The sequence below is a fragment of the Agrobacterium sp. NPDC089420 genome (genome assembly GCF_044900305.1).
GTDB lineage: Bacteria > Pseudomonadota > Alphaproteobacteria > Rhizobiales > Rhizobiaceae > Agrobacterium.
Genome location: NZ_JBJDMY010000006.1, coordinates 134,577 through 161,231 on the forward strand (window position 1 = coordinate 134,577; position 26,655 = coordinate 161,231).

Sequence of the window (26,655 nt, forward strand, 5' to 3'; positions counted from 1 at the left end):
AACCCGGATCAGAACCGAAAATGAGCCGTGACCGGCACATGGTCGGAGGGCCGGTTCCAGCCGCGCGCTTCACGCAAGATGTCGATTTTTTCGAGCGAGGATCCAAGGTCCTGCGACGACCAGATGTGATCGAGACGGCGGCCGCGGTCGGCCGCTTCCCAGTCCTTGGCGCGGTAGCTCCACCAAGTATAGATCTTTTCCGTCGCCGGCACGTTGAGGCGCATCAGATCGAGCCAGTTGCCCTGCTTCATGATGTCCAGCATGCCCTCGGTTTCGACGGGCGTGTGGCTGACGATCTTCAGAAGCTGTTTGTGCGACCAGACGTCATTCTCAAGCGGTGCGATATTGAGATCGCCGACGAGAATGGATGAGGTGCCGGGCACGCCATCGGCGCGCAGCGCCTTCATTTCCTCGATGAAATCGAGCTTGTGGCCGAATTTCGGATTGATCGACCGATCCGGCTCGTCGCCGCCGGCCGGAACATAGAAATTATGCAGCCGCACCCGGCGCGATCCCGCCTGAAAAATCGCGGAAATGTGCCGCGCATCGCCGATGCCGCAATAGTCCTGGCGGTGATCTTCCGTCAGCGGAATTTTCGAGGCGATGGCTACACCATGATAGCCTTTCTGGCCGTGGATGATGACATGCTCGTATCCGAGCGCCTTCAGCGGCTTCATCGGAAACTCGCCATTCGGACATTTTGTTTCCTGCAGGCAGAGAATGTCGGGCTTGTAACGCACCAGGAACTGCTCGACGATCGGCATTCTGAGCCTGACCGAATTGATGTTCCAGGTGGTTATCGAAAACGACATGCATGCGCTCCGCTTCTAGAGTATTTTGCCGCATTTCCAGGCGGGTGGCGGGTGGCCGGTTTTCCTGGAAATGCGCTTCCGTCTCGAAGCACAATATCTCGAGACATGGTTCCGGGGCGCAGGCTTATAACATCGCGACGAAAACGGGAATGTATTTTAGCGGCAAAATGAAAAAGGCGACCTGAGGGCCGCCTTTCGAAGAGGTTTGCTGGGTGCAGGAACTCAGCCGCGTTTACGCACTTCCTCATAATTGATGTTGAAGACGCGTTCGTCGAAGTTCACGCCGGTCTGGACGTTGAAGATCATCACGGTCGTGTCCTTGTTCTGCGCGTCGGTCGTCGTCCACTGCCGCAGGTCGAAGGTTTTCGGGTCGAACATCAGGGTGATGGTGGAATCGCCGAAGACGCTCTTGTCGCCGAGCACGATGGTGGTCAGGTCCGATTCTTCCTTCACGTCCCGGACCTTCTGGTTGCCGAGATCGATCTTGTCGGACAGAAGCAGGCTGAGCGGGGTCTTGGACAACGGATAGAGATCCCATGTCTTCAGCTTCATGTTGCCGATGACGACGTTCTTGCCGTCGGCGATGACCCGCATGGGCGATGGGTCTTCATAGTTGAAACGCAGCTTGCCGGGCCGTTCGATGTAGAATTTGCCGCCCGTCTGTTCACCGCGCGGGCCGAACTGGACGAATTCCCCCATCATGGTTTTGACCGACGAGAAGTGATTGGCGATCTTCTGTGCGGTTGCGCTGCTGTTGCCGGCTGCCTGGGCAAATGCGTCTAGCGGCGACAGGCCCGCCATGACCGCGGCCATGGAAAATGCCGTCAGCACGCCCCGTCGCGTCACGCCGTTTTGCTGTGCGTTCGCGATGGCCGTTTCGCCGGTGGTGAGGTCGTTCATTCTGTTCTCCTTCATCGCAGCGATTGTCCGCATAAAAGGCGGCGGCTTCATGACGTCGAAAGCGTGTAATAACGCTTCTCAGCCCCGCTTGGTTGCCCGACGCATCGGGCCTGTGTTTGCGCATGTCGTTGTCCCGAAACCGCTACGCACTTTCGGGCGACATGCATTACCGCTCGATGATGTCTGCCTCCGTTGGCACGAGAATTTCGCGTTTTCCGGCATGATTGGCGGGACCGATGATGCCCTCCTGCTCCATGCGCTCGATCAGCGAGGCGGCGCGATTGTAACCGATGCCGAGACGCCGCTGCACATAGGAGGTGGAGGCCTTGCCGTCGCGCAGCACGACGGCGACGGCCTGGTCGTAGGGGTCTTCGGAATCGGAGAAGTTGCCGCTGCCGGCCGGGCTGCCGCCGGCGCCTTCCTCGTCATCTTCCTCGGTGATGGCTTCCAGATATTCCGGCGCGCCTTGCGTTTTCAGATAAGCGACGATCTCTTCGACTTCATTGTCGGAAACGAAGGGGCCGTGCACGCGCTGGATGCGTCCGCCGCCCGCCATATAGAGCATGTCGCCCATGCCGAGCAGCTGTTCGGCGCCCTGTTCGCCAAGGATGGTGCGGCTGTCGATCTTCGATGTTACCTGGAAAGAGATGCGGGTCGGGAAGTTGGCCTTGATCGTGCCGGTGATGACGTCGACGGACGGGCGCTGCGTGGCCATGATGACGTGAATGCCCGCGGCGCGCGCCATCTGCGCCAGACGCTGGACCGCGCCTTCGATGTCCTTGCCGGCGACCATCATCAGGTCGGCCATTTCGTCGATGATGACGACGATATAGGGCAGGGGCTTCAGATCGAATTCCTCGGTCTCGTAGATTGCCTCGCCGGTCTGGCGGTCAAAGCCGGTCTGCACCGTGCGGGTGAGGATTTCGCCCTTGTCGAGCGCCTGCTGCACGCGGCTGTTGAAGCCGTCAATGTTGCGCACGCCGATCTTCGACATCTTCTTGTAGCGTTCCTCCATCTCGCGCACCGTCCATTTGAGCGCCACGACGGCCTTTTTCGGATCGGTAACGACGGGAGAGAGCAGATGCGGAATGCCGTCATAGATCGACAGTTCGAGCATTTTCGGGTCGATCATGATCAGGCGGCACTGTTCCGGCGACATGCGATAGAGCAGCGACAGGATCATGGTGTTGATGGCGACCGACTTGCCCGAACCGGTGGTGCCGGCAACGAGAAGATGTGGCATCTTGGCGAGATCGGCAATGACGGGTTCGCCGCCGATGGTCTTGCCGAGCGCCATGGCGAGCTTGGCCTTGCTGTTTTCAAAGTCGCGGCTGCCGATGAGCTCACGCAGGAACACGGTTTCGCGCGTCTGATTCGGCAGCTCGATGCCGATGGCATTGCGGCCGGGAACGACGGCGACACGGGCGGCGATCGCGCTCATGGAGCGGGCGATGTCATCGGCAAGGCCGATGACGCGTGAGGATTTGATGCCGGGCGCCGGTTCCAGTTCGTAAAGTGTCACGACGGGGCCGGGGCGGACGTGAATGATCTCGCCCTTGACGCCGAAATCCTCGAGAACGCCTTCCAGAAGGCGGGCATTCTGCTCGAGCACTTCCTCGCTCAGCATGTTGTCGCGAACCACATTCTTCGGCTCGGCCAGCAGATGGACGGTTGGCAGCTGAAAACCGTCGGCGGCGATGAAGGAGGTCTGCGCTTCCCTTGCCACACGCTCGCTGGGTTTGGGGCGGGCGGAAGGAGCGGTTATTCTGGTCTGGCCGCGTCCCGGGGCCTGTCTTGCGGTAAATGTCTGGTCGGACTCGTCGTCGGAAAGAATGCCGCTCGGCAGGCGGCGTCCATCCGCGTCGAACGGCGGTTCGTCATCCATGTCGTCGTCATGGTCGAGCGCGATGGAGGGCGGCGACATCTGCCGGCGCGATGCGGCACGTTCCTCGAAAGACGGTTCCGCGCGCTGGTCGAGGCGGTTGATTGCGGTTTTCAGGCGCGAGGGTTCGTTCAGCGTGCCGAATTCATATTCGTTGAAATCATAGGGCTGTTCGAATTCGTTGTGCAGGGATTTCGATTTCAGGCCGAACAGCCGGCGAAAACGAGCCTGGGTGATGTACCAGTAATGCGCCAGAGCGCCGAAGGCGAGGGTATTGGCGAAGAACCCTTCACCGTCGTCTTCGTCATCCTCTTCGGCCTCACGGGCGGCGCGGGCCTTGCCAGCGGCGGGCAGAATGTCTTCCTGTTCCAGATCGTCATCGAGGCCGCCGACGATCCCGGCGGCAAACAGCATCAGCCAGGCGGCGGGCGCCGCGAATATGACGCCAAGCACCGTGGCAATCGTGCCGGTGGGGTAAGCGCCGATGAACAGGGCCGGAAAGCGCAGGATCATGTCGCCGATGACACCGCCGATGCCGTTCGGCAGCGGCCAGGTGACGGGCGCCGGAAAACAGCCAAGCGAGGCGGCGCAGACGATCGCACCCGCGACCCAGGCAACGAGACGGGCGGGTATGCGGTGGAACTTGCGGCCGGCAATCAGTGCGACCGCCCAGGCGATGACGGGCAAAAGCGAGATGATGGCGGAAAGCCCGAGAAACTGCATGACGATATCGGCGAAGATCGCGCCGCCATAGCCCAGAAGATTGGTGGGCTGGTTTCCCGTGGCATAGGACAGGCTCGGGTCCGCGACATTCCATGTGGCAAGAGCGGCGATGCCAAGCGCGATGGTGGCCAGCAGGGCGAAGCCGGCAAGAGCCATGATCTGCCGCACGAAAAATGCCGTCAACACGAAGCGCGTGTGACGACCATCGAATGTCGGAGAGTGCATTCTGCCCATGTCCCTGAACCCGTCTTTTTTGGTTTCGGCACGATCCGGCAACAGGCCGCCGAATCCCGGATTGACAGGGAAAACTAACCGCTTGCTGGTTAATGTCGTGTTAACCATGCGGTTTTTTGGTGCCGTCGGCGGATTTGCGGCAAAGAAAAGGCCCGCCGAAGCGGGCCTTCTTTGAGGGAGAGGGGATGGAGAACCCCTTGTCCCCGATATCAGGAGTGGTAGGCGGCTTCGCCGTGGGTTGCGAGGTCGAGACCTTCGCGTTCGGCTTCGACCGGGACCCGCAGGCCGACGATCACGTCAACGATCTTGTAGAGAATTGCCGAGACGATGGCGCACCAGACGATGGTGATGGCGACGGCGACGAACTGCGTCCAGACCTGCGAGGCGATGGAGAAGTCTTCCTTGCCCGTGCCGCCAAGCAGCGGCGAGGTGAAGATGCCGGTGCCGAGAGCGCCGATGATGCCGCCAATACCATGGACGCCGAAGACGTCGGCCGTGTCGTCATAACCGAACTTGTTCTTCACCACGGAGACGAAGAAGTAGCAGATCGGGGAAACGACGAGGCCGAGAACGATGGCGCCCATCGGGCCGACGGAGCCGGCGGCCGGCGTGACTGCGACGAGGCCGGCGATCATGCCGGAAGCGGCGCCCAGCATGGAGGCCTTGCCGCGGGTGAAGCTTTCAACCAGCGACCAGGAAACGATAGCCGCGGCTGTTGCGAGGAAGGTGTTCATGGTGGCGAGAACCGCGCCGCCCGATGCTTCGAGGTTGGAACCGGCGTTGAAGCCGAACCAGCCGAACCACAGCATGGCCGCGCCGACCAGCGTGAGCGTCATGGAGTGGGGCGCCATCATGTCCTTGCCGAAGCCGGTGCGCTTGCCAACCATGATCGCGCCGATCAGGCCTGCGACGCCGGCATTGATGTGAACGACCGTGCCGCCGGCGAAGTCGAGCGCGCCCATGCCGAAGATCAGGCCATTTGCATCCCAGACCATGTGTGCGACCGGGAAATAAACGAAGGTGGCCCACAGGATGGTGAAGAGGATGACGGCGGAGAACTTGACGCGTTCCGCGAAGGCACCGACGATCAGCGCCGGCGTGATGGCCGCAAAGGTCATCTGGAAGGCGATGAAGGTGTATTCGTAGATCACCACGCCTTCGGAGAAGGTGGCGGACGTGCTGTCAAGCGAAACACCCGACAGGAACAGCTTGCCGAAGCCGCCGAAATAGGGGCCGGTGCCGCCGCCGAAGGCAAAAGAATAACCGTAGATCACCCAGACAAGCATCATGACCGCGCCAACGACCGTGCACTGCATGAGAACGGAGAGCATGTTCTTGGTGCGCACGAGGCCGCCGTAAAACAGTGCAAGACCGGGAATGATCATGAACAGCACGAGGATCGTCGCGACATACATGAACGCGGTGTCGGCTTTTTCCGGAACGGGTGCGGCGGCGGCGGCCGGCGCTGCATCCTGGGCAAAGGCGATGGCCGGGGCCATCAGGGCCGCCGCACCGGCGCTGAGCTTGCCGAGAGTGGAAATCTTGTTGAGTTGCATAGCTAGAAAACTCCCCTGTCAGCCGTGCTTCAAAGCGCTTCTGTGTTGGTTTCGCCGGTACGGATGCGCACGGCCTGTTCGATAGAGTAGACGAAGATCTTGCCGTCACCGATCTGCCCGGTCTTTGCCGCAGACGCGATCGCCTCGACAGCCTTGTCGACGACGTCGGATGGAACTGCGATCTCGATCTTCAGTTTGGGAAGGAAGCTTACCGCATATTCCGTGCCGCGATAAATCTCGGTATGTCCCTTCTGGCGTCCGTAACCCTTGACCTCGGTTACGGTCAGGCCCTGGATGCCGACGCCGGTGAGCGCTTCGCGCACCTCATCCAGCTTGAACGGCTTGATAATGGCCATCACAATTTTCATCTGGTTTCCCATCCTTTGTTTGTCCTCGGCACGGAGCCGACTCTCCTTGCCGCTGGCAGATCAGTAACAGCGACTGCGGACATACATTCAAAGGGCGTGCCAGTTTTGAGTGTGTCTCTAAGTGATTGAAATATAAATATTATATGAAATACGTCTGAAAAAGGGGCATTTGTCGCCAAAATTTGCGTCTATTAAATGTGCGATTTTCAGAAAAAGCCCATTATTTAATCATTTGCCCTTTTGCGGATCAAACCCTCCTGCGCCACGGAGGCGACCAGCGTGCCCTGTCTGGTGAAAATATTGCCACGGGTCAATCCGCGGGCGCCCGAAGCGCTGGGGCTGTCCTGCGTGTAGAGCAGCCAGTCGTCCAGCCGGCAGGGACGGTGAAACCACATGGCGTGATCAAGGCTTGCCACCTGAATGGACGGATCGAAGATGGTCGTGCCATGGGCATAGAGCGAGGTGTCGAGCAGCGTCATATCCGAGAGATAAGCGAGGATGGCCGATTGCAGTCGCGGATCGTCCGGTACGTCGCCGACGGCGCGCACCCAGATATCCTGCTGCGGTTCCAGTTTTTCCTTCGAGATATAATGGGTCAGCGAAACCGGCCTTATCTCGATCGGACGTTTGTTGCTCCAGTAGTTCCGGATCGAGGCGGGTGCCTTCGCAAGAAAGGCCGCCTGCATCTGTTCCTCGCTCATCAGTTTTTCCGGCGGCGTCACGTCGGGCATCCTTATCTGATGATCAAAACCGTCCTCGAGGATCTGAAACGACGCCGACATGGAAAAAATGGCCTTGCCGTGCTGAATGGCGACCACACGGCGGGTGCAGAAACTTGCGCCGTCGCGGATACGCTCCACCTGGTAGACGATGGGCACCAGCGGATCGCCCGGGCGCATGAAATAGGAATGCAGCGAATGCACGAAGCGGTCGTCATCCACCGTTCTCTGCGCTGCAATCAGGGCCTGTGCGATGACCTGGCCGCCGAAAACCCGCTGCCAGCCGATTTGCGGGCTTTCACCCCGGAACAGGTTCTCCTCCAGCTTCTCGAGGTTGAGCGTGGCGATGAGATTGGCCATCGGGTCTGACGTTTGCAAGGGATGCGACATTTTTTCGGCCTGCTCCGGCTGTAGGAAGACGTCACATGGTCTATAGTGCGGCGATGATGCGTGCACAAGATTTGAGGAGAAGCGCGATGCTCGATGTGGTAGTTGCAGGCGGCGGATATGTCGGTCTTTCCGTTGCCGTCGCCATCAAGCAGGCGGCCCCGCACCTCCATGTGCAGGTAATCGAGGCTGCTCCCGAGGATGTCTGGGAGAAGGATGTCCGCGCTTCCGCCATCATCGCGGCGGCCACGCGCATGCTCGACGTTTTCGGCATATGGAACGAGATCGAGCCGGAAGCGCAGCCAATCCATAAGATGATTGTCACCGATTCGAAGACCGCCGATCCGGTCCGGCCGGTGTTCCTGACCTTCGATGGTGCGGTGGAAGAGGGCAGGCCGTTTGCCCATATGGTGCCGAATGTCGCGATGGTGCGGGCGCTGAGAGGCCTGTGCGATCGTCTTGGCATCGAAATCCGCCATGGTCTCAGCGTTTCCGGTTTTACCGCAGGGGCACAAGCGACCGCGATCAGCCTTTCTGACGGTTCATTGCTCGAAGCGCGATTGCTGATAGCCTGCGACGGGGTTCGCTCGGCGCTGAGGGATATGGCCGGCATCAAGACCGTGCACTGGGATTACGACCAGTCCGGTATCGTCACCACCGTCGAACATGAGCGGCCGCATGACGGCTGCGCGGAGGAGCATTTCCTGCCATCCGGACCTTTCGCCGTCCTGCCGCTGAAGGGGAACCGGTCGTCGCTGGTGTGGACCGAACGCAAGGCCGATGCCGACAGGCTGGTGGCTTGCGACGATCTGGTCTTCGAGGAGGAGCTCGAACGCCGCTTCGGCCACAAACTCGGCTCTATCCGTCCCGTCGGTCCGCGCCGTGCCTTTCCTCTGGGGCTGACGCTCGCGCGGTCCTTCGTCGCACCGCGTCTCGCGCTTGCGGGCGATGCGGCGCATGGCATCCATCCGATCTCGGGACAGGGCCTCAATCTCGGCTTCAAGGATGTCGCGGCGCTGGCCGAAACCGTTGTCGAAGCCGATCGCCTCGGTCTCGATATCGGCTCTGTCAACGTCTTGGAGCGTTACCAGTCCTGGCGGCGTTTCGACACCTTGCGAATGGGCGTGACGACCGATGTGCTGAACCGGCTTTTCTCCAACGATGTCGGCCCCATCCGCATCATGCGCGATTTCGGTCTGGGCGTGGTGGATCGTTTGCCGGGTCTGAAATCCTATTTCATCGGGCAGGCCGCCGGCACGACGGATACGAATGCGCCGCGGCTGCTGGCCGGCGAGGCGCTTTGAGCTCAACCATTCGCCGAGGGGCGAGGGGGTCTATGTGCAATTGCCGCTTGACAGGCAATTGCGATACTTCCCGTCTTTCGAAGGTCATGGAAAGATGAATCCGGGCAAGGACTTATCCGGATTCATAATCTGGTATGAGATATGTCTGAGCCAACCAGATATTGCGGAGAACAAAAGCTGAATCCGGGCGAGTCAGCGATTCGTATTCGATTCGTTCGCAGACTGTTCCGCAGCCGAATCGATTCCATTTTCGCCGGATTCTTTTTTGGCCTGCAAGCTGCTGAATCTGAAGGGAAAATTCATTCGCCAATTGACCCGCCGCCACTTTACGGATGAGGCCTATTGCCTTTGCCGGCAGGCGTTGCCATGTGTGGTGCGCGTGATCGCGTTCATGATGGTGGGCGCGCACGGCAAGCAGATGAAGTCGATTCGCGGATAGTACGTTGAATTTTCGCCCCATGATCCTGAGCGGCCGCGGTGTCACGGCCGTTCTCGGCCCCACCAATACCGGCAAGACCCATTACGCGATCGAGCGCATGGTCGCCCATGGCAGCGGTGTTATCGGCCTGCCGCTGCGCCTTCTGGCGCGCGAGGTCTATACTCGTCTGGTCGAAAAGGTGGGGGCGCCGAATGTGGCGCTGATTACCGGCGAAGAAAAGATCGCGCCGCCCAAAGCCAAATATTCCGTCTGCACGGTGGAAGCCATGCCGCGCGAGACGACCGCCGCCTTTGTTGCGATCGATGAGGTGCAGCTGGCCGGCGATCTCGAGCGCGGCCATATCTTTACCGACCGGGTGCTGCATCTGCGCGGGCGGGAGGAAACCTTGCTTCTCGGCGCCGGCACGATGCGCCCCATCCTCGAAAAGCTGCTGCCGGGAATAACCGTGGTGGAGCGGCCACGCCTGTCACAGCTCTTTTACGCGGGCCAGAAGAAGATCACCCGTCTGCCGCAACGCACGGCAATCGTCGCCTTTTCCGCCGATGAGGTCTATGCCATCGCCGAACTGGTGCGCCGCCAGCGCGGTGGTGCTGCCGTGGTGCTGGGCGCGCTTTCGCCGCGCACGCGCAATGCCCAGGTCGGGCTCTACCAGTCGGGCGATGTGGAATATCTTGTCGCGACGGATGCCATCGGCATGGGCCTCAACCTTGATGTCGATCATGTCGCCTTCGCGCAGGACCGCAAGTTCGACGGTTACCAGTTCCGCAATCTCAATCCGGGTGAAATCGGCCAGATTGCCGGCCGTGCCGGCCGTCATCTTCGCGACGGCACCTTCGGTGTCACGGGTCGCGTCGATCCTTTCGACGACGAGCTGGTAGAGCGGATCGAAACCCATCGGTTCGATGCGGTGAAGGTGCTGCAGTGGCGGACGAAAAACTTCGATTTTTCCTCCATCGCCAATCTGCGTTTGAGCCTTGACGCCGCCCCGACAATCCAGGGACTTTCCCGGGCTCTGCCAGCCATCGACCAGCAGGCGCTGGAATATCTGTCGCGTTATCCGGAGATCATCGACGTGACGACGACGGAAGCGCGGGTGGAAAAACTGTGGGAGGCCTGCGCGCTGCCCGATTACAGACGCATTGCACCCGCCCAGCACGCCGACCTGATCTCGACGCTCTATTTCGATCTCGTCAAACGTGGCGCGGTGAACGAGGATTTCATGGCCGAGCAGGTGCGCCGCGCCGACCGGACGGATGGAGAGATCGATACCTTGTCTGCGAGGATTGCGCAGATCAGAACATGGACTTATGTATCGAACCGCCCAGGATGGCTTGCCGATCCGACACACTGGCAAGAAAAGACGCGGGAAATCGAGGATCGATTGTCCGATGCGCTACATGAAAGGTTGACGAAACGCTTTGTTGATCGCAGGACATCTGTGCTCATGAGGCGCCTGAGAGAGAATGCGATGCTTGAAGCTGAAATCAGTGTAAATGGTGATGTCTTCGTAGAAGGCCATCACGTCGGCCAGTTGGCCGGATTCCGGTTCACGCCGGTGTCGGGAATGGAAGGGCCGGATCAGAAGGCCGTGCAGGCTGCGTCGCAGAAGGCGCTGGCGCTCGAATTCGAGGCGCGTGCCGCGCGTCTGCATGCCAGTGGCAACGGCGATCTCGCTTTGAGCTCCGATGGTATGGTTCGCTGGCTGGGCGAGCCTGTTGCCCGCCTGTCGGCCGGCGACAACATCATGAAGCCGCGGGTCATCCTGCTGGCCGACGAGCAGTTGAGCGGCAATGCCCGTGATCATGCGCTGGCGCGCGTCGAACGTTTCGTCAATCACCAGATTGCGACCGTGCTGAAGCCGCTGGACGATATTTCACGCGCCGAAGACCTTCAGGGTCTGGCGAAGGGGCTGGCGTTCCAGCTGGTGGAAAATCTTGGCGTCTTGTTCCGCCGTGATGTCACGGAAGACGTAAAGTCGCTGGATCAGGACGCACGGGCCTCCATGCGCCGTTACGGCGTGCGTTTCGGCGCCTATCATGTCTTCCTGCCGGCGCTGCTGAAGCCTGCTCCGGCGGAGCTTGTGACGCTGCTCTGGGCGCTGAAGAATGACGGCCTCGGCAAGCCGGGTTATGGCGATCTCATTCCGGTGCTGGCCGCAGGCCGCACCTCCGTCGTCACGGATGCCAGCTTCGAGCGCATGTTCTACAAGCTTGCCGGTTTCCGTTTCCTCGGAAAGCGCGCCGTTCGCATCGACATTCTCGAGCGTCTGGCCGATCTCATCCGTCCGCTGCTGCAGTGGAAGCCCGGCCAGCAGCCGCGTCCGGACGGCGCTTATGATGGCCGTCGCTTTACGACAACGACCGCCATGCTTTCCATTCTCGGCGCGACGCTCGATGACATGGAAGAAATTCTCAAGGGCCTTGGCTACCGTGCCGATCAGGTGACGGCGGAAGAGGCGCAGGCTTTCCTCGCCAGCCAGGCCGGTGCTGCCGCTCCGGCGGCCGCAGAAGCGGTGACGGCGGAAGAAGAAAGCGCCGAAACCGAGCAGGACGAGCCGGCTTCCGAAGAACAGGCGTCCGAGACGGTCGCTGTAGCGGAAGGCGAAGCTGCTGAAGCGCCGGTCACGGAAGCTACCGTTGAAGCAGTTGCCGCAGACGAGACCACCCCCGCGGAAGGGACCGAGGCCGCTGAGCCGAAGCCCGTTCTTCTGTGGCGTCCGGGTGGCCGCAACGAAAACCAGCGCGGCGAAAATCGCCGTCCAGGCAATCGTGGTCATGGCCGTGATCAGGGTCGCGAGCAGGGTGCGCGCGAACAGGGTGAACGCCGCGGCGAAGGCCGGCGCGATCAGCGCGATGCTGCCAATCGCGGCGGTGAGGGCGAGCGCAAGCGTGATGGCGGGCGTCCAGATCGGGGCAACAACCGCAATAACGACCGCCATGATCGCGGCGAGCGCAAGGACAGGCCGGAACGCAATGACCGCGGCGGAAAGCCGCAGGGCCAGCAGCGCTTCGAAGCCAAGCCGCCCCGCAAGGAGAAGCCGATCGATCCGGATTCGCCTTTCGCAAAGCTCGCCGCCCTCAAGGAGCAGCTGAAGAAGTAAGCCTATGGGGAGTAGCGAACAGCCACTGGAGAGTACGCGTCAGCGTCTGGACAAGTGGCTGTTCTTTGCCCGCATGGCGAAGTCGCGTTCGCTGGCCCAGGGCTATATTCAGTCGGGTCAGGTCAAGGTCAACGGCGTTGCCGTTCGCCAGCCCAGCCATGTGGTGAAGGCCGGTGACAGGCTGGATATCGGCTTCGAGCGTATGGACAGGGTGCTTGTCGTCAAGTCCGGCGGGACGCGGCGCGGACCCTACGAAGAAGCCAGACTTCTCTATGACGACCAGACGCCGCCACGCGAGCCTTCCGACAGGTTGACCACGCTTGAACAGGCCATGCGCCAGCCGGGCAGCGGGCGTCCCACCAAAAAGGAGCGCAGGGCACTCGACAGGTTTCTGTCGGATAGCGACGGAAGCAAAGATTAGAATAAACCTCCAAGTTACACCCGTTTTTCAGAATTGTTTATCCTTGCTATCTGAAGACAAAGGCATTACGTCACTTGCGAAATTGCCCTGTCTGAATTCCGGGCGACGGCTTGTGTTCCGAAGCCCAAAGACCCGGCCTGCATATTCTGGAGTTCATCATGACATATGTCGTGACCGACAATTGCATCCGCTGCAAATACACCGATTGCGTTGAGGTCTGCCCCGTCGACTGCTTTTACGAGGGTGAAAATTTCCTCGCCATCAATCCTGACGAATGTATTGATTGTGGTGTGTGCGAACCGGAATGTCCCGCCGAAGCCATCAAGCCCGATACGGAGCCGGGCCTCGACAAATGGTTGAAACTCAACGCGGAATATGCGGCGATCTGGCCGAATATCACCATCAAGCGTGATCCGATGCCGGAAGCGAAGGAAATGGATGGCGTCGAGGGCAAGCTCGAACTCTATTTCTCGGCCGAGCCCGGACAGGGCGACTGAATTCAGCGGTCCGGTGTCGTAGACCCGATCTGAGGAGCCCTCGCAGCAATGGCGCGAGGGCTTTTTGCTGCGCTTTTGTTTGTTTTTCAGGCATGTTCCCCCAAGTGGCCGCGCATTTCGGGGGGGATGTTGCAGCGGCTCAGCCGCCGCGACCGGATTGCAGGGTGGTTGAGAGCAATGTCAGAAGGGCCACGCTTTCCTCCAGGCTTTGCCGCTGGCGGCTTTGCAGGATGGCGGCCTGCAATCGGTTCATCTCGCGGGCGATCGCTGCAGGCTGCCACGTTCGCAGCGCTTTTTCGATGATGGGTTTCCTGCGGAAGTGGATATGACGCCCGAGCGTCTGCATGACCTGACCGGCCTGCTGCTTTTTTTCGTCCATCTCGGCCCGCATCTGGTCCAGCAGCTGGAACTGCTTGAGGCACCCCTGAAGCACGAGAAAGATCGGCGTCTTCGAGGAAACGATCTTCTGCGTGGCGTGGAAAAAGGCGTTTCTGTCGCCTTTGAGAATGGCGTCGACGGCGTCGTCGGCGGAAACCGTGCTCGCATCCCCGATGATGGCCAGCACGTCGTCTTCTTCGATCACTTCGGCGCCACGGCAATAAAGCGCCAGCTTGCGGATTTCGTTGCGCGAGGCGATGCGGTCGCCGCCAAGCGATTCGATCAGCCTCTGCCGTGCGGCGGGCGCAATGCGCAGATTGTCGTTGGAGAGTTCCTGGTCGATCAGCGCGTTCAAGGAGCGCGCATCATCCGCGTAACAGGGAATTGCGGCGATGGAGCGCGCGGGTTCCGCTATCTTGCGCAATCCCGTGCCCTTCTTAATGTCTCCCGCTTCTATGATCAGGAAACTTGCCTGCGGCGGTGTCTCCGCCAGAATCTGGAGCGCATCCACCAGCGCCTTTTCCGCCGCCGCACCTTTGACCCAGACGAGTTTTTCGCCGCCGAAAAGGCCGATGGCATTCACCTCGTCGAGCAGGCGGCCCGGATCTCCCTGCAGATCGGACGCGGTCAATTTCAACGATGCGAAAGCGTCATCGGGATCGATGCCGGTCTTCTTGGCGATGAGGCTCGCCCGCTCGGATACGAGGCCGCGGTCCGGGCCGTAAAGCACGAAAACGCGAAAGCGCTCCGCCGGATTTTCGGCGAAGCGCTCGAACTCATGTGATTTTATCTCCGCCACGGCCGCGGCTCTCAGCGGCCGAGGGTGGCGGCGACATCGGTGCGGATGATTTCAGCCAGTTCCCGGGCGGCCCGGTTCTCGGCGTCGCGGATCGCCCTGATCTTGGCGAATTCCTGCTGCGGCAGGTCCACCTGCGCCGTCACGCTGCGGCGCGCGGAGCGCAGGATCTGGCCGTCGGAAATACGCGTCAGCACATATTGACCGTTCATCACGACGCGACCGGGATAAGGACCGTCATAATTGTTCGCTGTACGGGTCGTCAGGTCGTAATTCTCGACTTCCGTGGAGGTCGCGCTCGAGCTTACGGATATCTTGACATTGTATTGCGCCGTGGCCGGCTCACCCGCACCGCCGGATGTCAGGAAGATAAGCTGATTGCGGACTTCCTGTCCGATCCTGCCGGGGATCGGAGAAATGCTCAATGCCGCCAGCCTTTCCTTGGTTCCGGAAGCCTCGCCATAAAGCGGGCGTACCTGGCAGCCCGCCAGAAGACCAGCCATCATCACGACGGAAATTGCTGCCGCGACGCGGCTCCATCTCGAAAAAACGTCAGACAACAATGTTCACAATCCTCTGCGGAACCACGATGACTTTCTTGGGCTCGCCACCGGCAAGAATGGATTTGACGGCATCCAGAGCAAGGGCTGCCGCACGGACTGCATCTTGATCCGCATCGCGCGCGATTGTCAATTCACCGCGCTTCTTGCCATTGACCTGTACGGGCATGACCACATCGTTCTCCTCGACCAGCGAGGCGACGAAGACCGGCCATGGCGTCTGGGCGACGAGGCCTTCATTGCCCAGCGCCGACCAGCATTCTTCGGCCAGATGCGGCGTCATGGGGGCGATGATGCGGATGAGGATTTCAACGGCGTCACGGGCCGCAGCCCTGACGTCTTCCGGCTTGCCGCCGGCGGCAACATCCGCAAGCGGGCCGGCAAGCGCGTTGACCAGCTCATAGATGCGGGCGATCGCCTTGTTGAAGGCAAGCTTGTCCAGATCCTCCTGAACAGCCTTCAGCGTCTTGTGGGCAGCCTTGGAGGCGGCCAGTCCCTCACCTTCGGTGGCCGGTTTGGGCTGCACAGTTCTCAATTCTTCAGCCGCTTCGCCAATGATGCGCCAGACACGCTGGACGAAGCGGTTTGCGCCTTCCACACCGGCTTCCGACCAGATGACGTCGCGATCGGGCGGAGAGTCGGACAGAACGAAGAAGCGCGCGGTATCAGCCCCATAGGAGGCGATGATATCGTCCGGGTCGACCACGTTCTTCTTTGACTTCGACATCTTCTCGATGGAGCCGATCTTCACTTCCGCGCCGGAAGACAAGAGGAATGCCCGGCGTGCGCCGTCCGTCTCTTCGATGCGCAGGTCCGCGGGGGCTATCCATTCGCGGGCCGTGCCTTCGCCATGGCTGTAGGTCTCGTGAACCACCATGCCCTGCGTGAACAGGCCCTTGAAGGGCTCCTTGACGCCGACATGGCCGGTCTCGCGCATGGCGCGGGTGAAAAAGCGCGAATAGAGCAGGTGCAGGATGGCGTGCTCGATGCCGCCAATATACTGATCGACGGGCAGCCAGTGATTGGCGACCTTCGGGTCGGTCGGCTGGTCTTCCCAGGGTGCCGTGAAGCGGGTGTAGTACCAGCTGGAATCGACGAAAGTGTCCATCGTGTCGGTTTCCCGACGGGCATTGCTGCCGCATTGCGGGCAGGAAACATGGCGCCATGTGGGGTGGCGATCCAGCGGATTGCCGGGCACGTCGAAAGTCACGTCATCGGGCAGCTTGACCGGCAGGTCCTTTTTGGGAACCGGAACCACGCCGCACACTTCGCAATGGATGACCGGGATCGGGCAGCCCCAGTAGCGCTGGCGGGAAATGCCCCAGTCGCGCAGGCGGAAATTGACCTTGCGTTCGGCCTGCGGCGCGTCGCCCAGCGTCTGCGCAGAAAGCTTCTGTACGACGGCTTCGAAGGCGTCGACCGTCTTCATGCCGTTCAGGAAGCCCGAATTGATCATCACGCCATCATCGGTGAAGGCGGTGTCCTCAACGGTGAAGCTTTCAGCCTCGGGACCTTCGGGCGCCACGACGGCCACGACGGGCAGGCCGTATTTGCGGGCGAAATCCAGGTCGCGCTGATCGCCGGAGGGGCAGCCGAAAATCGCGCCGGTGCCATAGTCCATCAGGACGAAATTGGCGACATAGACCGGCAGTTCCCAGCTGGAATCCAGCGGGTGCACGACCTTGACACCGGTATCGATACCCTTCTTTTCCGCGGTTTCCAGCGCTGCCAGCGATGTGCCGTGACGACGGCATTCGTCGCAGAACTCGGCGATTGCCGGATTGTTCGCGGACAGTTCCCTCGCCAGCGGGTGGTCGGCGGCGATCGCCAGGAAGGAGGCGCCAAACAGGGTGTCCGGACGTGTCGTATAAACGGTGATGTCGGAGAAACCTTCCGGCGCCGTCTTGGCGACGGTCTGCCAGCGCAGCGACAGGCCTTCGGAACGGCCGATCCAGTTCTTCTGCATCAGGCGGACTTTTTCCGGCCATTGGTCGAGCGTGTCCAGCTCGTCCAGCAGATCCTGGCTGAAATCGGTGATGCGGAAGAACCATTGCGTCAGTTCGCGCTGTTCCACCAGAGCGCCGGAGCGCCAGCCGCGGCCGTCGATCACCTGCTCATTGGCCAGAACCGTATGGTCGACCGGATCCCAGTTGACCTTGGACTGCTTGCGATAGACCAGGCCCTTTTCCATGAAATCGACGAACAACGCCTGCTGGCGATGGTAATATTCCACGTCGCAGGTGGCGAATTCGCGGGTCCAGTCCAGCGACAGGCCCATGGATTTCAGCTGGCTGCGCATAGTGGCGATATTCTGGTAGGTCCAGTCCTTGGGGTGGACCTTGTTTTGCATGGCGGCGTTTTCGGCAGGCATGCCGAACGCGTCCCAGCCCATCGGGTGCAGGACGTTGAAACCGCGGGCGCGCTTGTAACGCGCGACGACGTCACCCATGGCGTAGTTGCGGACATGGCCCATATGAATGCGTCCCGAGGGATAGGGAAACATCTCCAGAACGTAATATTTCTCGCGCGGATCGCTGTTGTCGGTGACGAAAACCTTGTCTTCGTTCCATTTTTTCTGCCAGCGCGGCTCGGCGTCGCGAGGATTGTAACGTTCGATGGCCATTATCTAGAATTCCGGGTATCGAGGGGAAAAATGTGCGCTGACCTTCACCATGAAACGACCGGGGCGTCAAGTTTGGCGGGGCATTCGGACGTTCAATCTTGGCCAGCGTGCCTGAAATGGTGCTAAAGCCGCTTGGCATCAAGGCAATCGGTGTCTAGTTAGCGGTTCGAGTGGTTCAAAAAAGGTCTTGTGATGGAAATCGAAGCACGTCTTGAGGATGTCAGGCAGCGCATTGCCGATGTCGCGGAAAAATCCGGCCGCAAGGCGACGGATATCGCCCTCGTTGCGGTCTCGAAGACATTCGATGCGGAAGCGATCCAGCCTGTCATCGATGCGGGTCAGCGTGTGTTCGGTGAAAACCGCGTGCAGGAAGCGCAGGGCAAGTGGCCGGCGCTGAAAGAGAAGGCGCCTGATATCGAGCTGCATCTGATCGGCCCGCTGCAATCCAACAAGGCGGCGGATGCCGTGGCGCTGTTCGATGTGGTGCAGAGTGTCGACAGGGAGAAGATCGCCCGCGCGCTGGCCGAAGAATGCGCCAGACAGGGTCGCAGCCTGCGTTTTTACGTGCAGGTGAATACCGGGCTGGAGCCCCAGAAAGCCGGCATCGACCCGCGCGAAACAGTCGCTTTCGTGGCTTTTTGCCGGGATGAGCTGAAACTTCCCGTCGAAGGGCTCATGTGCATTCCGCCGGCGGAGGAAAATCCCGGTCCGCATTTTGCCCTTCTCGCCAAGCTCGCCAGACAATCTGGTCTGGAAAGACTCTCCATGGGCATGTCCGGCGACTTCGAAACCGCGGTCGAATTCGGTGCAACAAGCGTGCGCGTCGGTTCCGCGATCTTCGGCGCGCGCTAAGCTGGGCAACAAAAAACCCGGCGCAGTGGCCGGGTTCAAAATCTCTCGAAAGGTTGCGATCAGTAGTGATCGTCCTCGTCTTCGTCCTTCTGCGTGGATTTCAGCGAGGAGAGCTTCTTGAAGACCGCATCGGCATCGATCTGATCGTCTTCCTCACGCTGGAAGCTGTATTCCAGGCCTTCCGTCGCCGTTGCCGGCTGCAGCGTGTTGTCGAGTTCTTCCGCGGTCGGCAGCGGTCGGCCACGCGATGCGCGCTCGACTTCGAGATCGAGATCGATCTGGCTGCAGAGGCCGAGCGTCACCGGATCCATCGGCGTCAGATTGGCCGAATTCCAGTGGGTGCGGTCGCGAATCTGCTCGATGGTGGACTTGGTGGTGCCGACGAGGCGCGAAATCTGCGCATCCTTCAGTTCCGGATGGTTGCGCACCAGCCAAAGAATGGCGTTCGGACGGTCCTGGCGCTTGGAAACCGGGGTGTAGCGCGGGCCGCGACGCTTGGATTCGGGAACGCGGACTTTCGGTTCGGAAAGCTTGAGCTTGTGGTTGGGATTGGCTTCGGCGCGGGCGATCTCGTCGCGGGAAAGCTGTCCGGTCGCAATCGGATCGAGGCCCTTGATGCCCTGCGCGGCTTCACCGTCGGCAATCGCCTTGACTTCAAGCGGATGCAGTTTGCAGAACGTGGCGATCTGATCGAACGACAGCGCGGTGTTGTCAACCAGCCATACAGCCGTTGCCTTTGGCATGAGCAATTGTTGAGCCATGGATACAGTCCTTCTGTCCGTCCGCGCCGGTGTCGCGGGCGTGGTATCAACCACTGATTTCCGGGATATGGGGGCTCTATAGCCGCATTGCATCAGAATTGCAATTCTTTGCGAAACAAATGACCTTTGTCTAATTGCCGTGCGCATTTGACCTGCTATGAATTCAACACATGCCTGAGGTGGGAGTCTCGGGTCGCGTCAGAAGCCATATCTGGTTCCAGGAGGAGTTCATGTCTGCCAAAATCTACCCGGTGCTCAAATCGGCGAAAGCCCGCACGCTCATCGACAATGAGCGTTACCAGAAATGGTATCAGGAGAGCGTCGAGGATCCGGAAAAGTTCTGGGACAAGCATGGCCGGCGTATCGACTGGTTCAAGCCCTATACCAAGGTCAAGAACACGTCCTTTAGGGGAAGAGTGCCGATCAAGTGGTTCGAGGATGGCCTGACCAATGTCTCCTACAACTGTATCGACAGGCACCTGAAAACGCATGGCGAACGCACGGCGATCATCTGGGAGGGCGACAACCCCTATATCGACAAGAAGATCACCTATAACCAGCTCTACGACTATGTCTGCCGCCTGGCGAACGTGCTGAAGAAGCACGGCGTCAAGAAGGGCGACCGCGTGACCATCTACATGCCGATGATACCGGAAGCGGCTTACGCCATGCTTGCCTGCGCGCGCATCGGCGCCATCCATTCCGTCGTCTTCGGCGGCTTTTCGCCGGAAGCGCTGGCGGGTCGCATCGTCGACTGCCAGTCCACCTTTGTCATCACCTGCGATGAGGGCGTGCGTGGCGGCAAGCCGATCCCGCTCAAGGAAAATACCGACAAGGCGATCGATATCGCCGCCAAGCAATATGTCATCGTCAACAAGGTTCTGGTGGTGCGCCGCACCGGCGGCAAGACCGGCTGGGCGCCCGGCCGCGACATCTGGTATCATCAGGAAATCGCGACAGTGAAGCCGGATTGCCCGCCGGTGAAGATGCGGGCGGAAGATCCGCTGTTCATTCTTTATACTTCCGGTTCCACCGGCAAGCCGAAGGGTGTTTTGCACACCACCGGCGGTTACCTCGTCTACACGTCGATGACGCATGAATATGTCTTCGATTACAAGGACGGCGAGGTCTATTGGTGTACCGCCGATGTCGGCTGGGTCACCGGCCACTCCTATATCGTCTACGGGCCGCTTGCCAATTGCGCGACGACGCTGATGTTCGAAGGCGTTCCCAATTTCCCGGATCAGGGGCGCTTCTGGGAAGTGATCGACAAGCACAAGGTCAATATCTTCTACACCGCACCGACGGCGCTTCGATCGCTGATGGGAGCCGGCGACCAGTTCGTCAAGCGCTCGTCGCGTGACAGTCTGCGGCTGCTCGGCACGGTGGGCGAGCCGATCAATCCGGAAGCCTGGGAGTGGTATTATCATGTGGTCGGCGAGGACAAGAGCCCGATCGTCGATACCTGGTGGCAGACGGAGACCGGCGGTATTCTGATTTCGCCGCTGCCGGGGGCGACCGATCTGAAACCGGGCTCGGCGACGCGGCCGTTCTTCGGTGTGCAGCCGCAGCTGGTCGATGCCGAGGGCAAGGTGCTGGAAGGGCCGGCTGACGGCAATCTCTGCATCATCGACAGCTGGCCGGGCCAGTCGCGCTCTGTTTATGGTGATCACCAGCGCTTCATCGATACCTATTTCTCCACCTACAAGGGCAAATACTTCACCGGCGACGGCTGCCGGCGCGACGAAGACGGTTATTACTGGATCACCGGCCGCGTCGATGACGTGCTGAACGTTTCCGGCCATCGCCTGGGCACGGCCGAGGTGGAATCGGCGCTGGTGTCGCATCATCTCGTTTCGGAAGCAGCCGTGGTCGGATATCCGCATCCCATCAAGGGACAGGGCATTTATTGTTATGTCACGCTGATGGCGGGCCAGAACGGCGATTATGCGCTGCGCGAGGAGCTGGTAAAGCATGTGCGCAACGAGATCGGGCCGGTCGCGACGCCGGACAAGATCCAGTTCGCGCCCGGCCTGCCGAAGACCCGTTCCGGCAAGATCATGCGACGTATCCTGCGCAAGATCGCCGAGGACGATTTCGGCGCGCTGGGCGATACGTCGACACTCGCCGATCCGGCGGTGGTCGAAGACCTCATCGCCAACCGACAGAACCGCACGGCGTCCTGATTTTCTGGAAAGGCTGCTTCGGCAGCCTTTTTCTCGCCCGGGTTTGCCGCAGACAAAAACACCCGGAGGCAGGAACCTCCGGGTGTTCTTCATTTCTACCAGACGGGCTTACTGACCGCGGATCTTCTTCAGGTCCGCCAGAACGGCGTCGACGACGTCGGCGCCGATTTCGGCCTTGTGCTTTTCGTAGACGACCATCGACTTTTCGCGGATACGGGTCTGCTCTTCCGGGGACAGTGTGTTGACCTCGAGGCCGGCGGCCTTGATCTTCTCCAGCGATTTCTGGTTCAGTTCGCGGATGACCTTGCGCTCCTCGTCGCGGCCGACAACTGCGCATTCACGCAGGGCAGCCTGTTCTTCGGGGGTGTAGCTGTCGAAGATCGGCTTGGAGAAGAGGAAGAGGAACGGCGTGTAGGCGTGGTTCGTCTCGGTGATGTACTTCTGCACCTCGTAGAATTTAGAGGTGTCGATCGTCACATAGGGGTTTTCCTGCGCGTCGATCGCGTTGGTTTCAAGCGCCGAGAAGACTTCGCCGAAAGCCATCGGCGTCGCATTGGCGCCGAGGTTCTGGAAGGTGTCGAGGAAGATGTTGTTCTGCATCACGCGGACCTTGAGGCCGGAGAAGTCTTCCCACTTGTTCACGGCATGCTTGGAGTTCGACAGGTTGCGGAAGCCGTTTTCCCAGTAAGCCAGGTTGACGAGGCCCTGTTCTTCCAGCTTCTTGTTCATCATGTCGCCGAAGGCGCCGTCCATGACCGCATCGGCTTCCTTGTCGTTGGCGAAGAGGAAGGGCAGGTCGAAGACGCCGAGTGATGGGATGAGGCCGACGAGCGGCGAAGAGGACGTCACCACGGCTTCCTGAACGCCGGAGCGCAGGGCCTGTGTCGCCTGAAGATCGCCGCCGAGCGCACCGCCCCAGAATGCCGTCAGCTTCAGCTTGCCGCCCGACTTGTCGTCCAGGCAGGCCTGCATGGCCTTGATGCCGTTGCCGACCGGGTGGTCCTGGTTGATGCCGTTCGAAACGCGGATATTGCGGCTGTTGAATTCGGCCATTGCCGGGGCTGCGGCGCCAACGGCGAAAGCGATGGCCGTGGTGGTCAGAAGAAGCTTTCTCATAATATCCTCCCTTGGATTGCGGTCGAGAAAAAGTTTCGATTAACGAAGGTACTGCAACGGAACCATGACGATATCCGGGAAAATCACCAGCAGCGCCAATACGATGGTCTCGGCAACGAGGAACGGCCAGACGCCGATCGTGACCTTGCCGAGCGGGATGCGGCCGACGCCGCTGACGACGTTGAGAACCACGCCGACCGGAGGGGTGATCAGGCCGATGGCGTTGTTGATGATGAAGAGAACGCCGAAATAGACCGGGTCGATGCCCGCCTGCTTGATGATCGGCATCAGGACGGGCGTCAGGATCAGGATGGTCGGCGTCAGGTCGAGCGCGGTGCCGACGATGAAGACCAGCACCATGATGACGGCCATCAAGAGCATCGGACGATCGATCAGCGGCTCGATATAACCGGCGACTTCGTTTGGAATGTTCGCCGCCGTGATGAGCCATGCGGAGACGAGCGCGGCGCAGACCAGGAACATGATGATCGAGGTGCTCTTGGCAGCGCGCAGAAGGACGTGGAACAGGTCCGCCGGCTTCAGTTCGCGGTAGATCACCATGCCGACGAAAAGCGCGTAGGCGGCGGCGACGACGGCAGCTTCCGTCGGCGTCATGATGCCGGCCTTGATGCCGCCCAGGATGATGACCGGCATGCCGAGCGCCCAGCCGGCGCGGGCAGTCGCCGTCAGGCGTTCCCTGGCCGTGGTTCTGGGCAGCGGCTTGACGTTGTCCTTGCGCACCACGATCAGCCAGGCGACGATCAGCGAAATGCCCATCAGGATGCCGGGTACGATGCCGGCAAGGAAAAGCTGCGTGATCGAGACGTTGGCCGCGACACCGAAGACGATGAAAGCCATGGACGGCGGAATAACGGGGGCGATGATGCCGCCTGCGGCGATGAGGCCGCCGGAGCGGGGAATATTGTAACCGGCCTTCGCCATCATCGGGATGAGGATTGCGGCAAGGGCCGCGGTGTCGGCTGCAGCCGAACCGGAGATGCTGGCCATGATGATGGCCGCGACGATGGCCACGATGCCGAGGCCGCCGCGGATGTGGCCGACGAGAGCGATCGCAAAGTCGATGATGCGGCGGGACAGGCCACCGGAATTCATCAGTTCGCCGGCCAGAATGAAGAAGGGAATGGCGAGCAGCGTGAAGGTGTCCGCACCCGAAATCATGTTCTGGGCAATGATGGCGGTGTTGAACATGCCCATGTACCACATGAGCACGACGCCGCAGAACATCAGCGAGAAAGCGACGGGAACGCCAATCGCCATGGCTCCCAAGAGAGAGCCGACAAAAACGAGAAGTGTCATGGTATCAGCGCTCCGAAAGCTGTTCGATCGTCAGGTTCTCGCCCGCGAACTGGGCGATTTCATCTTCCGTGACGCGGCCCGTCAAAAGACGGTACAGGCGTTCCAGCGCGATGACGAACATCAGTCCGCCGGTGAACATGCCGATGCCGTAGACCCAGATCATCGACAGCTTGGTGACGGGCGCATGCATGCTGGCATTGATGCCGGACTGCTTCCAGGTTCCCCAGAAGAAGATGGCGGAACAGGCCAGGATGATGATGTTCGACGCGATCATGCAGACGATGCGGGCGCGGCGTGACAGGAACATCACCAGCGTTTCGATGCCCATGTGGCTGTTCTCGCGGAAGGTCAGCACGGCGCCGAGGAATGTCAGCCATACGAAGAAATAGCGCGACAGCTCTTCCGAGACGTTGATGCCGGAATTCATCGTGTAACGCATGACGACGTTGACAAAAACCATGATCGACATGCCGGCGAGCAGCAGGACGAGAATGATTTCGAGAATCCGGTAAAAGAGATTGATGGTCTTTTGCATTTTCCCCTCCCGAAGAAATATCTAGAGTAGCCCTCGTTTCGCCAGGTTGCGCATCAGGGCCGCGGTGCCGAATGTCCATTCCGGGCATTCGTCGGTCGTCGTGACCCAGTTGATCAGCTTGCCGAGCTTGGGCGTGGAGATTTCGACACGGTCACCCCTGGCATGGGTGAAACCGAGACCCGGTCCATGACGGTCCTTTACCGGCGCGAACATCGTGCCGAGGAAAAAGACGGCGCCATCCGGATATTGATGGTTGCGGTTCAGGAGCTGGGACGCGAGGTTTTCCGGTGTGCGGCTGATTGCCTGCATCGGGCTGACGCCCGTCATGGTGAAACCGTCCTCGCCCTCGACCAGAAGCGAGATTTGCGCCTTCTTCACGTCTTCGATGGTGAAATTGCCATCGAACAGGCGGATGAAGGGGCCGATCGCGCAGGAGGCGTTATTGTCCTTTGCCTTGCTCAGCAGCAGGGCGGAGCGGCCTTCGAAATCGCGTAGGTTGACGTCGTTGCCGAGCGTTGCGCCGACGATACGGCCGTCGGAGGCAATGGCGAGCACCACTTCCGGTTCCGGGTTGTTCCACTGCGATTTCGGGTGAACGCCGATCAGTGCGCCGCAGCCGACGGAGGCCATGGCTTGGGCCTTTGAGAATATTTCCGCATCCGGGCCGATGCCCACTTCCAGATATTGCGACCAGAGGCCCATTTCCTGGAGCAGCTTCTTCACCTCGGCGGCCTTTTCGGATCCCGCCTCCAGCCCCTTGAGGTTGTCGCCAAGAACCGGCGCCAGCCGTCCGCGAATTTCCTGCGCGCGCAACGGGTCGCCCTTGGCCTGTTCCTCGATCACGCGTTCCAGCATGCTGTCGGCGAAGGTAACGCCGGCGGCCTTGACGGCCTGGATGTCGTTGGGGGCAAGAAGATCGCCAGCGGAACCGTCGAGAAACGCCTCAAGCGCGCCGAGTGCCACGAATGTACCGGTATCGGCGAGCCGCTCCACCAGATCCGTCTTTTCCAGAAGTTCGGACATGGTTGGGGAAAGCGAGCTGAGGTCATAAAGCACGCCGCCTTTCAGCAGAACCGGGCAGGGGCCGCCTTCGCTTTTCGACCAGACGCGGCCGACCAGCAAGGCGTTTTCATAATCCTCAGGCAGAATTGCGATAGCGTCGATGGACCTTGTGCCGGTCATATATATCCTCCCCTTCAGGCCTCCGACAGGCCGCCTCCTGCGGTCTTATTGTCTGGATGTCTGACAACCTAATCTCATTCTTCTTAGTATGACTTTTCGAGCAAGTCTAGCGGCCTCGCGGACAAATTTATCGTCTTCGGGTTCCGCCTATCGATAAAGCCCGGAAACCTGTCCTATAGCTTTATGGGTGGCGCATTTATTTTGCGCGTCAGAATATATCCAGTTCCAGATTGACCCGGCTTGCCGCACCGATCAGGTGCTTGCGCATGGCGTTTTTGGCCGCGCTCGCATCGGCCTTCTCGACGGCTTCGTAGATCGCCACATGTTCGGCGATCGTCACTTCGAGAATTTCACCGAATACTGCGCGGGAAAAGGCGATGTTGATGGCGGAACTGATGCGTTCCGCGATGAAGCCGAGGAACATCAGGAAATATTCGTTCTGCGTCGCTTCCGCCAGAATACGGTGAAAGTCGAGATCGGCGGCAACGCCCTCCGTCGACCAGTCGTCGGCGGTCTTCATCTTTTCCAGCGCTGCGGCCAGCCGCGCCAGCTGCTGCGGGCTGCGGTGCAATGCTGCAAGCCCCGCCGCCTCGATTTCCAGCGGCATGCGAAGCTGGAAAAGGTCGCGGAAATTGTCGGGATCGTTGAGGCGGGAGCGCTCGATCCGGATGGACAGTCTCTGCCGGGGATCGGTGACGAAGGCGCCCACGCCCTGGCGGGTTTCGACGAAACCTTCGTTGCGCAACTGCGCGATGGCCTCGCGTATGACCGAGCGGCTGACACCGAAGGTTTTCGCAAGGACATGTTCCGTCGGCAGCCTGTCGCCCGGCCCGAGTTTCGAATCATTGATCTCGCGGGCAATCTCCGCGGCGATGCGGCCGGGCAGATGATCGTTGCGATGTATCTGATTGAACTCCAGCGTCATGATTGCTCCCGTTCCGCAGAAACGATTGGTTCATTTTGCCCGCTGCAGGCGACGTCCTCCTTCGCCGTCAGCGGGTCTTAAA

General features: G+C 60.3%; 22 protein-coding genes. 7 read left to right on the forward strand and 15 right to left on the reverse strand.

The window, feature by feature from the left end; genetic code table 11:
* Window positions 1-8: 8 nt before the first annotated feature.
* The 6 genes from ACI2KA_RS11600 to tesB form a co-directional block, all read right to left on the reverse strand.
* Window positions 9-812 carry an exodeoxyribonuclease III gene (locus ACI2KA_RS11600; protein WP_404502102.1) on the reverse strand — a complete coding sequence of 268 codons (804 nt, stop codon included), beginning with the start codon at window positions 810-812 and terminating at the stop codon, window positions 9-11.
* Between the two features lie 222 nt (window positions 813-1,034).
* Entirely contained in the window at window positions 1,035-1,763 is a 729-nt protein-coding gene (locus ACI2KA_RS11605) for an outer membrane lipoprotein carrier protein LolA (protein ID WP_404502104.1), read from the reverse strand.
* A 115-nt stretch (window positions 1,764-1,878) separates the two neighbouring features.
* Window positions 1,879-4,542 carry a DNA translocase FtsK 4TM domain-containing protein gene (locus tag ACI2KA_RS11610; protein ID WP_404502106.1) on the reverse strand — a complete coding sequence of 888 codons (2,664 nt, stop codon included), beginning with the start codon at window positions 4,540-4,542 and terminating at the stop codon, window positions 1,879-1,881.
* Window positions 4,543-4,760: 218 nt separating this feature from the next.
* Window positions 4,761-6,107: an ammonium transporter gene (locus ACI2KA_RS11615; protein ID WP_404502108.1), complete on the reverse strand. Its 1,347-nt coding sequence runs from the start codon at window positions 6,105-6,107 to the stop codon at window positions 4,761-4,763.
* A 29-nt stretch (window positions 6,108-6,136) separates the two neighbouring features.
* On the reverse strand, window positions 6,137-6,487 hold the full coding sequence (locus ACI2KA_RS11620) for a P-II family nitrogen regulator (protein WP_004444057.1): 351 nt from the start codon (window positions 6,485-6,487) through the stop codon (window positions 6,137-6,139).
* A 212-nt stretch (window positions 6,488-6,699) separates the two neighbouring features.
* Window positions 6,700-7,584, reverse strand: coding sequence for an acyl-CoA thioesterase II (gene tesB / locus ACI2KA_RS11625; RefSeq protein ID WP_404502110.1), 885 nt, complete (start codon window positions 7,582-7,584; stop codon window positions 6,700-6,702).
* 56 nt (window positions 7,585-7,640) lie between these two features.
* On the opposite strand from tesB, the gene ACI2KA_RS11630 reads away from it, so the two are divergent.
* The 5 genes from ACI2KA_RS11630 (at window position 7,641) to fdxA (ending at window position 13,342) form a co-directional block, all read left to right on the forward strand.
* Window positions 7,641-8,885, forward strand: coding sequence for a ubiquinone biosynthesis hydroxylase (locus ACI2KA_RS11630; RefSeq protein ID WP_404502485.1), 1,245 nt, complete (start codon window positions 7,641-7,643; stop codon window positions 8,883-8,885).
* Window positions 8,886-9,150: 265 nt separating this feature from the next.
* Window positions 9,151-9,324 carry a hypothetical protein gene (locus ACI2KA_RS11635; RefSeq protein WP_404502112.1) on the forward strand — a complete coding sequence of 58 codons (174 nt, stop codon included), beginning with the start codon at window positions 9,151-9,153 and terminating at the stop codon, window positions 9,322-9,324.
* A 19-nt stretch (window positions 9,325-9,343) separates the two neighbouring features.
* Window positions 9,344-12,424 (forward strand): helicase-related protein, encoded by a 3,081-nt coding sequence (locus ACI2KA_RS11640; RefSeq protein WP_404502487.1) that lies wholly within the window; start codon window positions 9,344-9,346, stop codon window positions 12,422-12,424.
* Window positions 12,425-12,428: 4 nt separating this feature from the next.
* Complete coding sequence (locus ACI2KA_RS11645) at window positions 12,429-12,845, forward strand: RNA-binding S4 domain-containing protein (RefSeq protein WP_404502114.1); 417 nt, start codon at window positions 12,429-12,431, stop codon at window positions 12,843-12,845.
* A gap of 158 nt (window positions 12,846-13,003) precedes the next feature.
* Window positions 13,004-13,342 (forward strand): ferredoxin FdxA, encoded by a 339-nt coding sequence (gene fdxA / locus ACI2KA_RS11650; protein WP_003520294.1) that lies wholly within the window; start codon window positions 13,004-13,006, stop codon window positions 13,340-13,342.
* Between the two features lie 139 nt (window positions 13,343-13,481).
* Here the strand turns inward: fdxA and holA are convergent, their stop codons facing one another.
* Genes holA through leuS form a run of 3 tightly spaced genes read right to left on the reverse strand, consistent with a single transcriptional unit; the run spans window position 13,482 to window position 17,699 of the window.
* A complete protein-coding gene (gene holA / locus ACI2KA_RS11655) occupies window positions 13,482-14,519 on the reverse strand; it encodes a DNA polymerase III subunit delta (RefSeq protein ID WP_404502117.1) in 1,038 nt (345 codons plus the stop codon).
* A gap of 11 nt (window positions 14,520-14,530) precedes the next feature.
* Window positions 14,531-15,076, reverse strand: coding sequence for an LPS assembly lipoprotein LptE (gene lptE, locus ACI2KA_RS11660; protein WP_404502119.1), 546 nt, complete (start codon window positions 15,074-15,076; stop codon window positions 14,531-14,533).
* Window positions 15,069-17,699 (reverse strand): leucine--tRNA ligase, encoded by a 2,631-nt coding sequence (leuS, locus tag ACI2KA_RS11665; RefSeq protein ID WP_404502121.1) that lies wholly within the window; start codon window positions 17,697-17,699, stop codon window positions 15,069-15,071. Before leuS ends, lptE begins: the two co-directional genes overlap by 8 nt.
* Before the next feature lie 192 nt (window positions 17,700-17,891).
* Between leuS and ACI2KA_RS11670 the strand changes: the two genes are divergently transcribed.
* Window positions 17,892-18,551: a YggS family pyridoxal phosphate-dependent enzyme gene (locus ACI2KA_RS11670; protein WP_404502123.1), complete on the forward strand. Its 660-nt coding sequence runs from the start codon at window positions 17,892-17,894 to the stop codon at window positions 18,549-18,551.
* Between the two features lie 59 nt (window positions 18,552-18,610).
* On the opposite strand, the gene ACI2KA_RS11675 is transcribed toward ACI2KA_RS11670, so the two are convergent.
* The gene (locus ACI2KA_RS11675) at window positions 18,611-19,312 is read right to left on the reverse strand and encodes a DUF1013 domain-containing protein (RefSeq protein WP_404502125.1); all 702 of its coding nucleotides are present in this window, start codon (window positions 19,310-19,312) and stop codon (window positions 18,611-18,613) included.
* A gap of 230 nt (window positions 19,313-19,542) precedes the next feature.
* Here ACI2KA_RS11675 and acs point away from each other — a divergent pair, with 230 nt between their 5' ends.
* Window positions 19,543-21,498: an acetate--CoA ligase gene (acs, locus tag ACI2KA_RS11680; RefSeq protein WP_404502127.1), complete on the forward strand. Its 1,956-nt coding sequence runs from the start codon at window positions 19,543-19,545 to the stop codon at window positions 21,496-21,498.
* A 108-nt stretch (window positions 21,499-21,606) separates the two neighbouring features.
* Here the strand turns inward: acs and ACI2KA_RS11685 are convergent, their stop codons facing one another.
* The 5 genes from ACI2KA_RS11685 to ACI2KA_RS11705 form a co-directional block, all read right to left on the reverse strand.
* On the reverse strand, window positions 21,607-22,614 hold the full coding sequence (locus ACI2KA_RS11685; RefSeq protein WP_404502129.1) for a TRAP transporter substrate-binding protein: 1,008 nt from the start codon (window positions 22,612-22,614) through the stop codon (window positions 21,607-21,609).
* A 39-nt stretch (window positions 22,615-22,653) separates the two neighbouring features.
* A complete protein-coding gene (locus ACI2KA_RS11690) occupies window positions 22,654-23,931 on the reverse strand; it encodes a TRAP transporter large permease (protein WP_404502131.1) in 1,278 nt (425 codons plus the stop codon).
* Between the two features lie 4 nt (window positions 23,932-23,935).
* Window positions 23,936-24,466 (reverse strand): TRAP transporter small permease, encoded by a 531-nt coding sequence (locus ACI2KA_RS11695; RefSeq protein WP_404502133.1) that lies wholly within the window; start codon window positions 24,464-24,466, stop codon window positions 23,936-23,938.
* Window positions 24,467-24,487: 21 nt separating this feature from the next.
* On the reverse strand, window positions 24,488-25,648 hold the full coding sequence (locus ACI2KA_RS11700; protein WP_404502135.1) for a fumarylacetoacetate hydrolase family protein: 1,161 nt from the start codon (window positions 25,646-25,648) through the stop codon (window positions 24,488-24,490).
* 208 nt (window positions 25,649-25,856) lie between these two features.
* Window positions 25,857-26,573, reverse strand: a complete 717-nt coding sequence (locus ACI2KA_RS11705; RefSeq protein WP_404502137.1) for a FadR/GntR family transcriptional regulator — start codon at window positions 26,571-26,573, stop codon at window positions 25,857-25,859.
* Window positions 26,574-26,655: the final 82 nt, after the last annotated feature.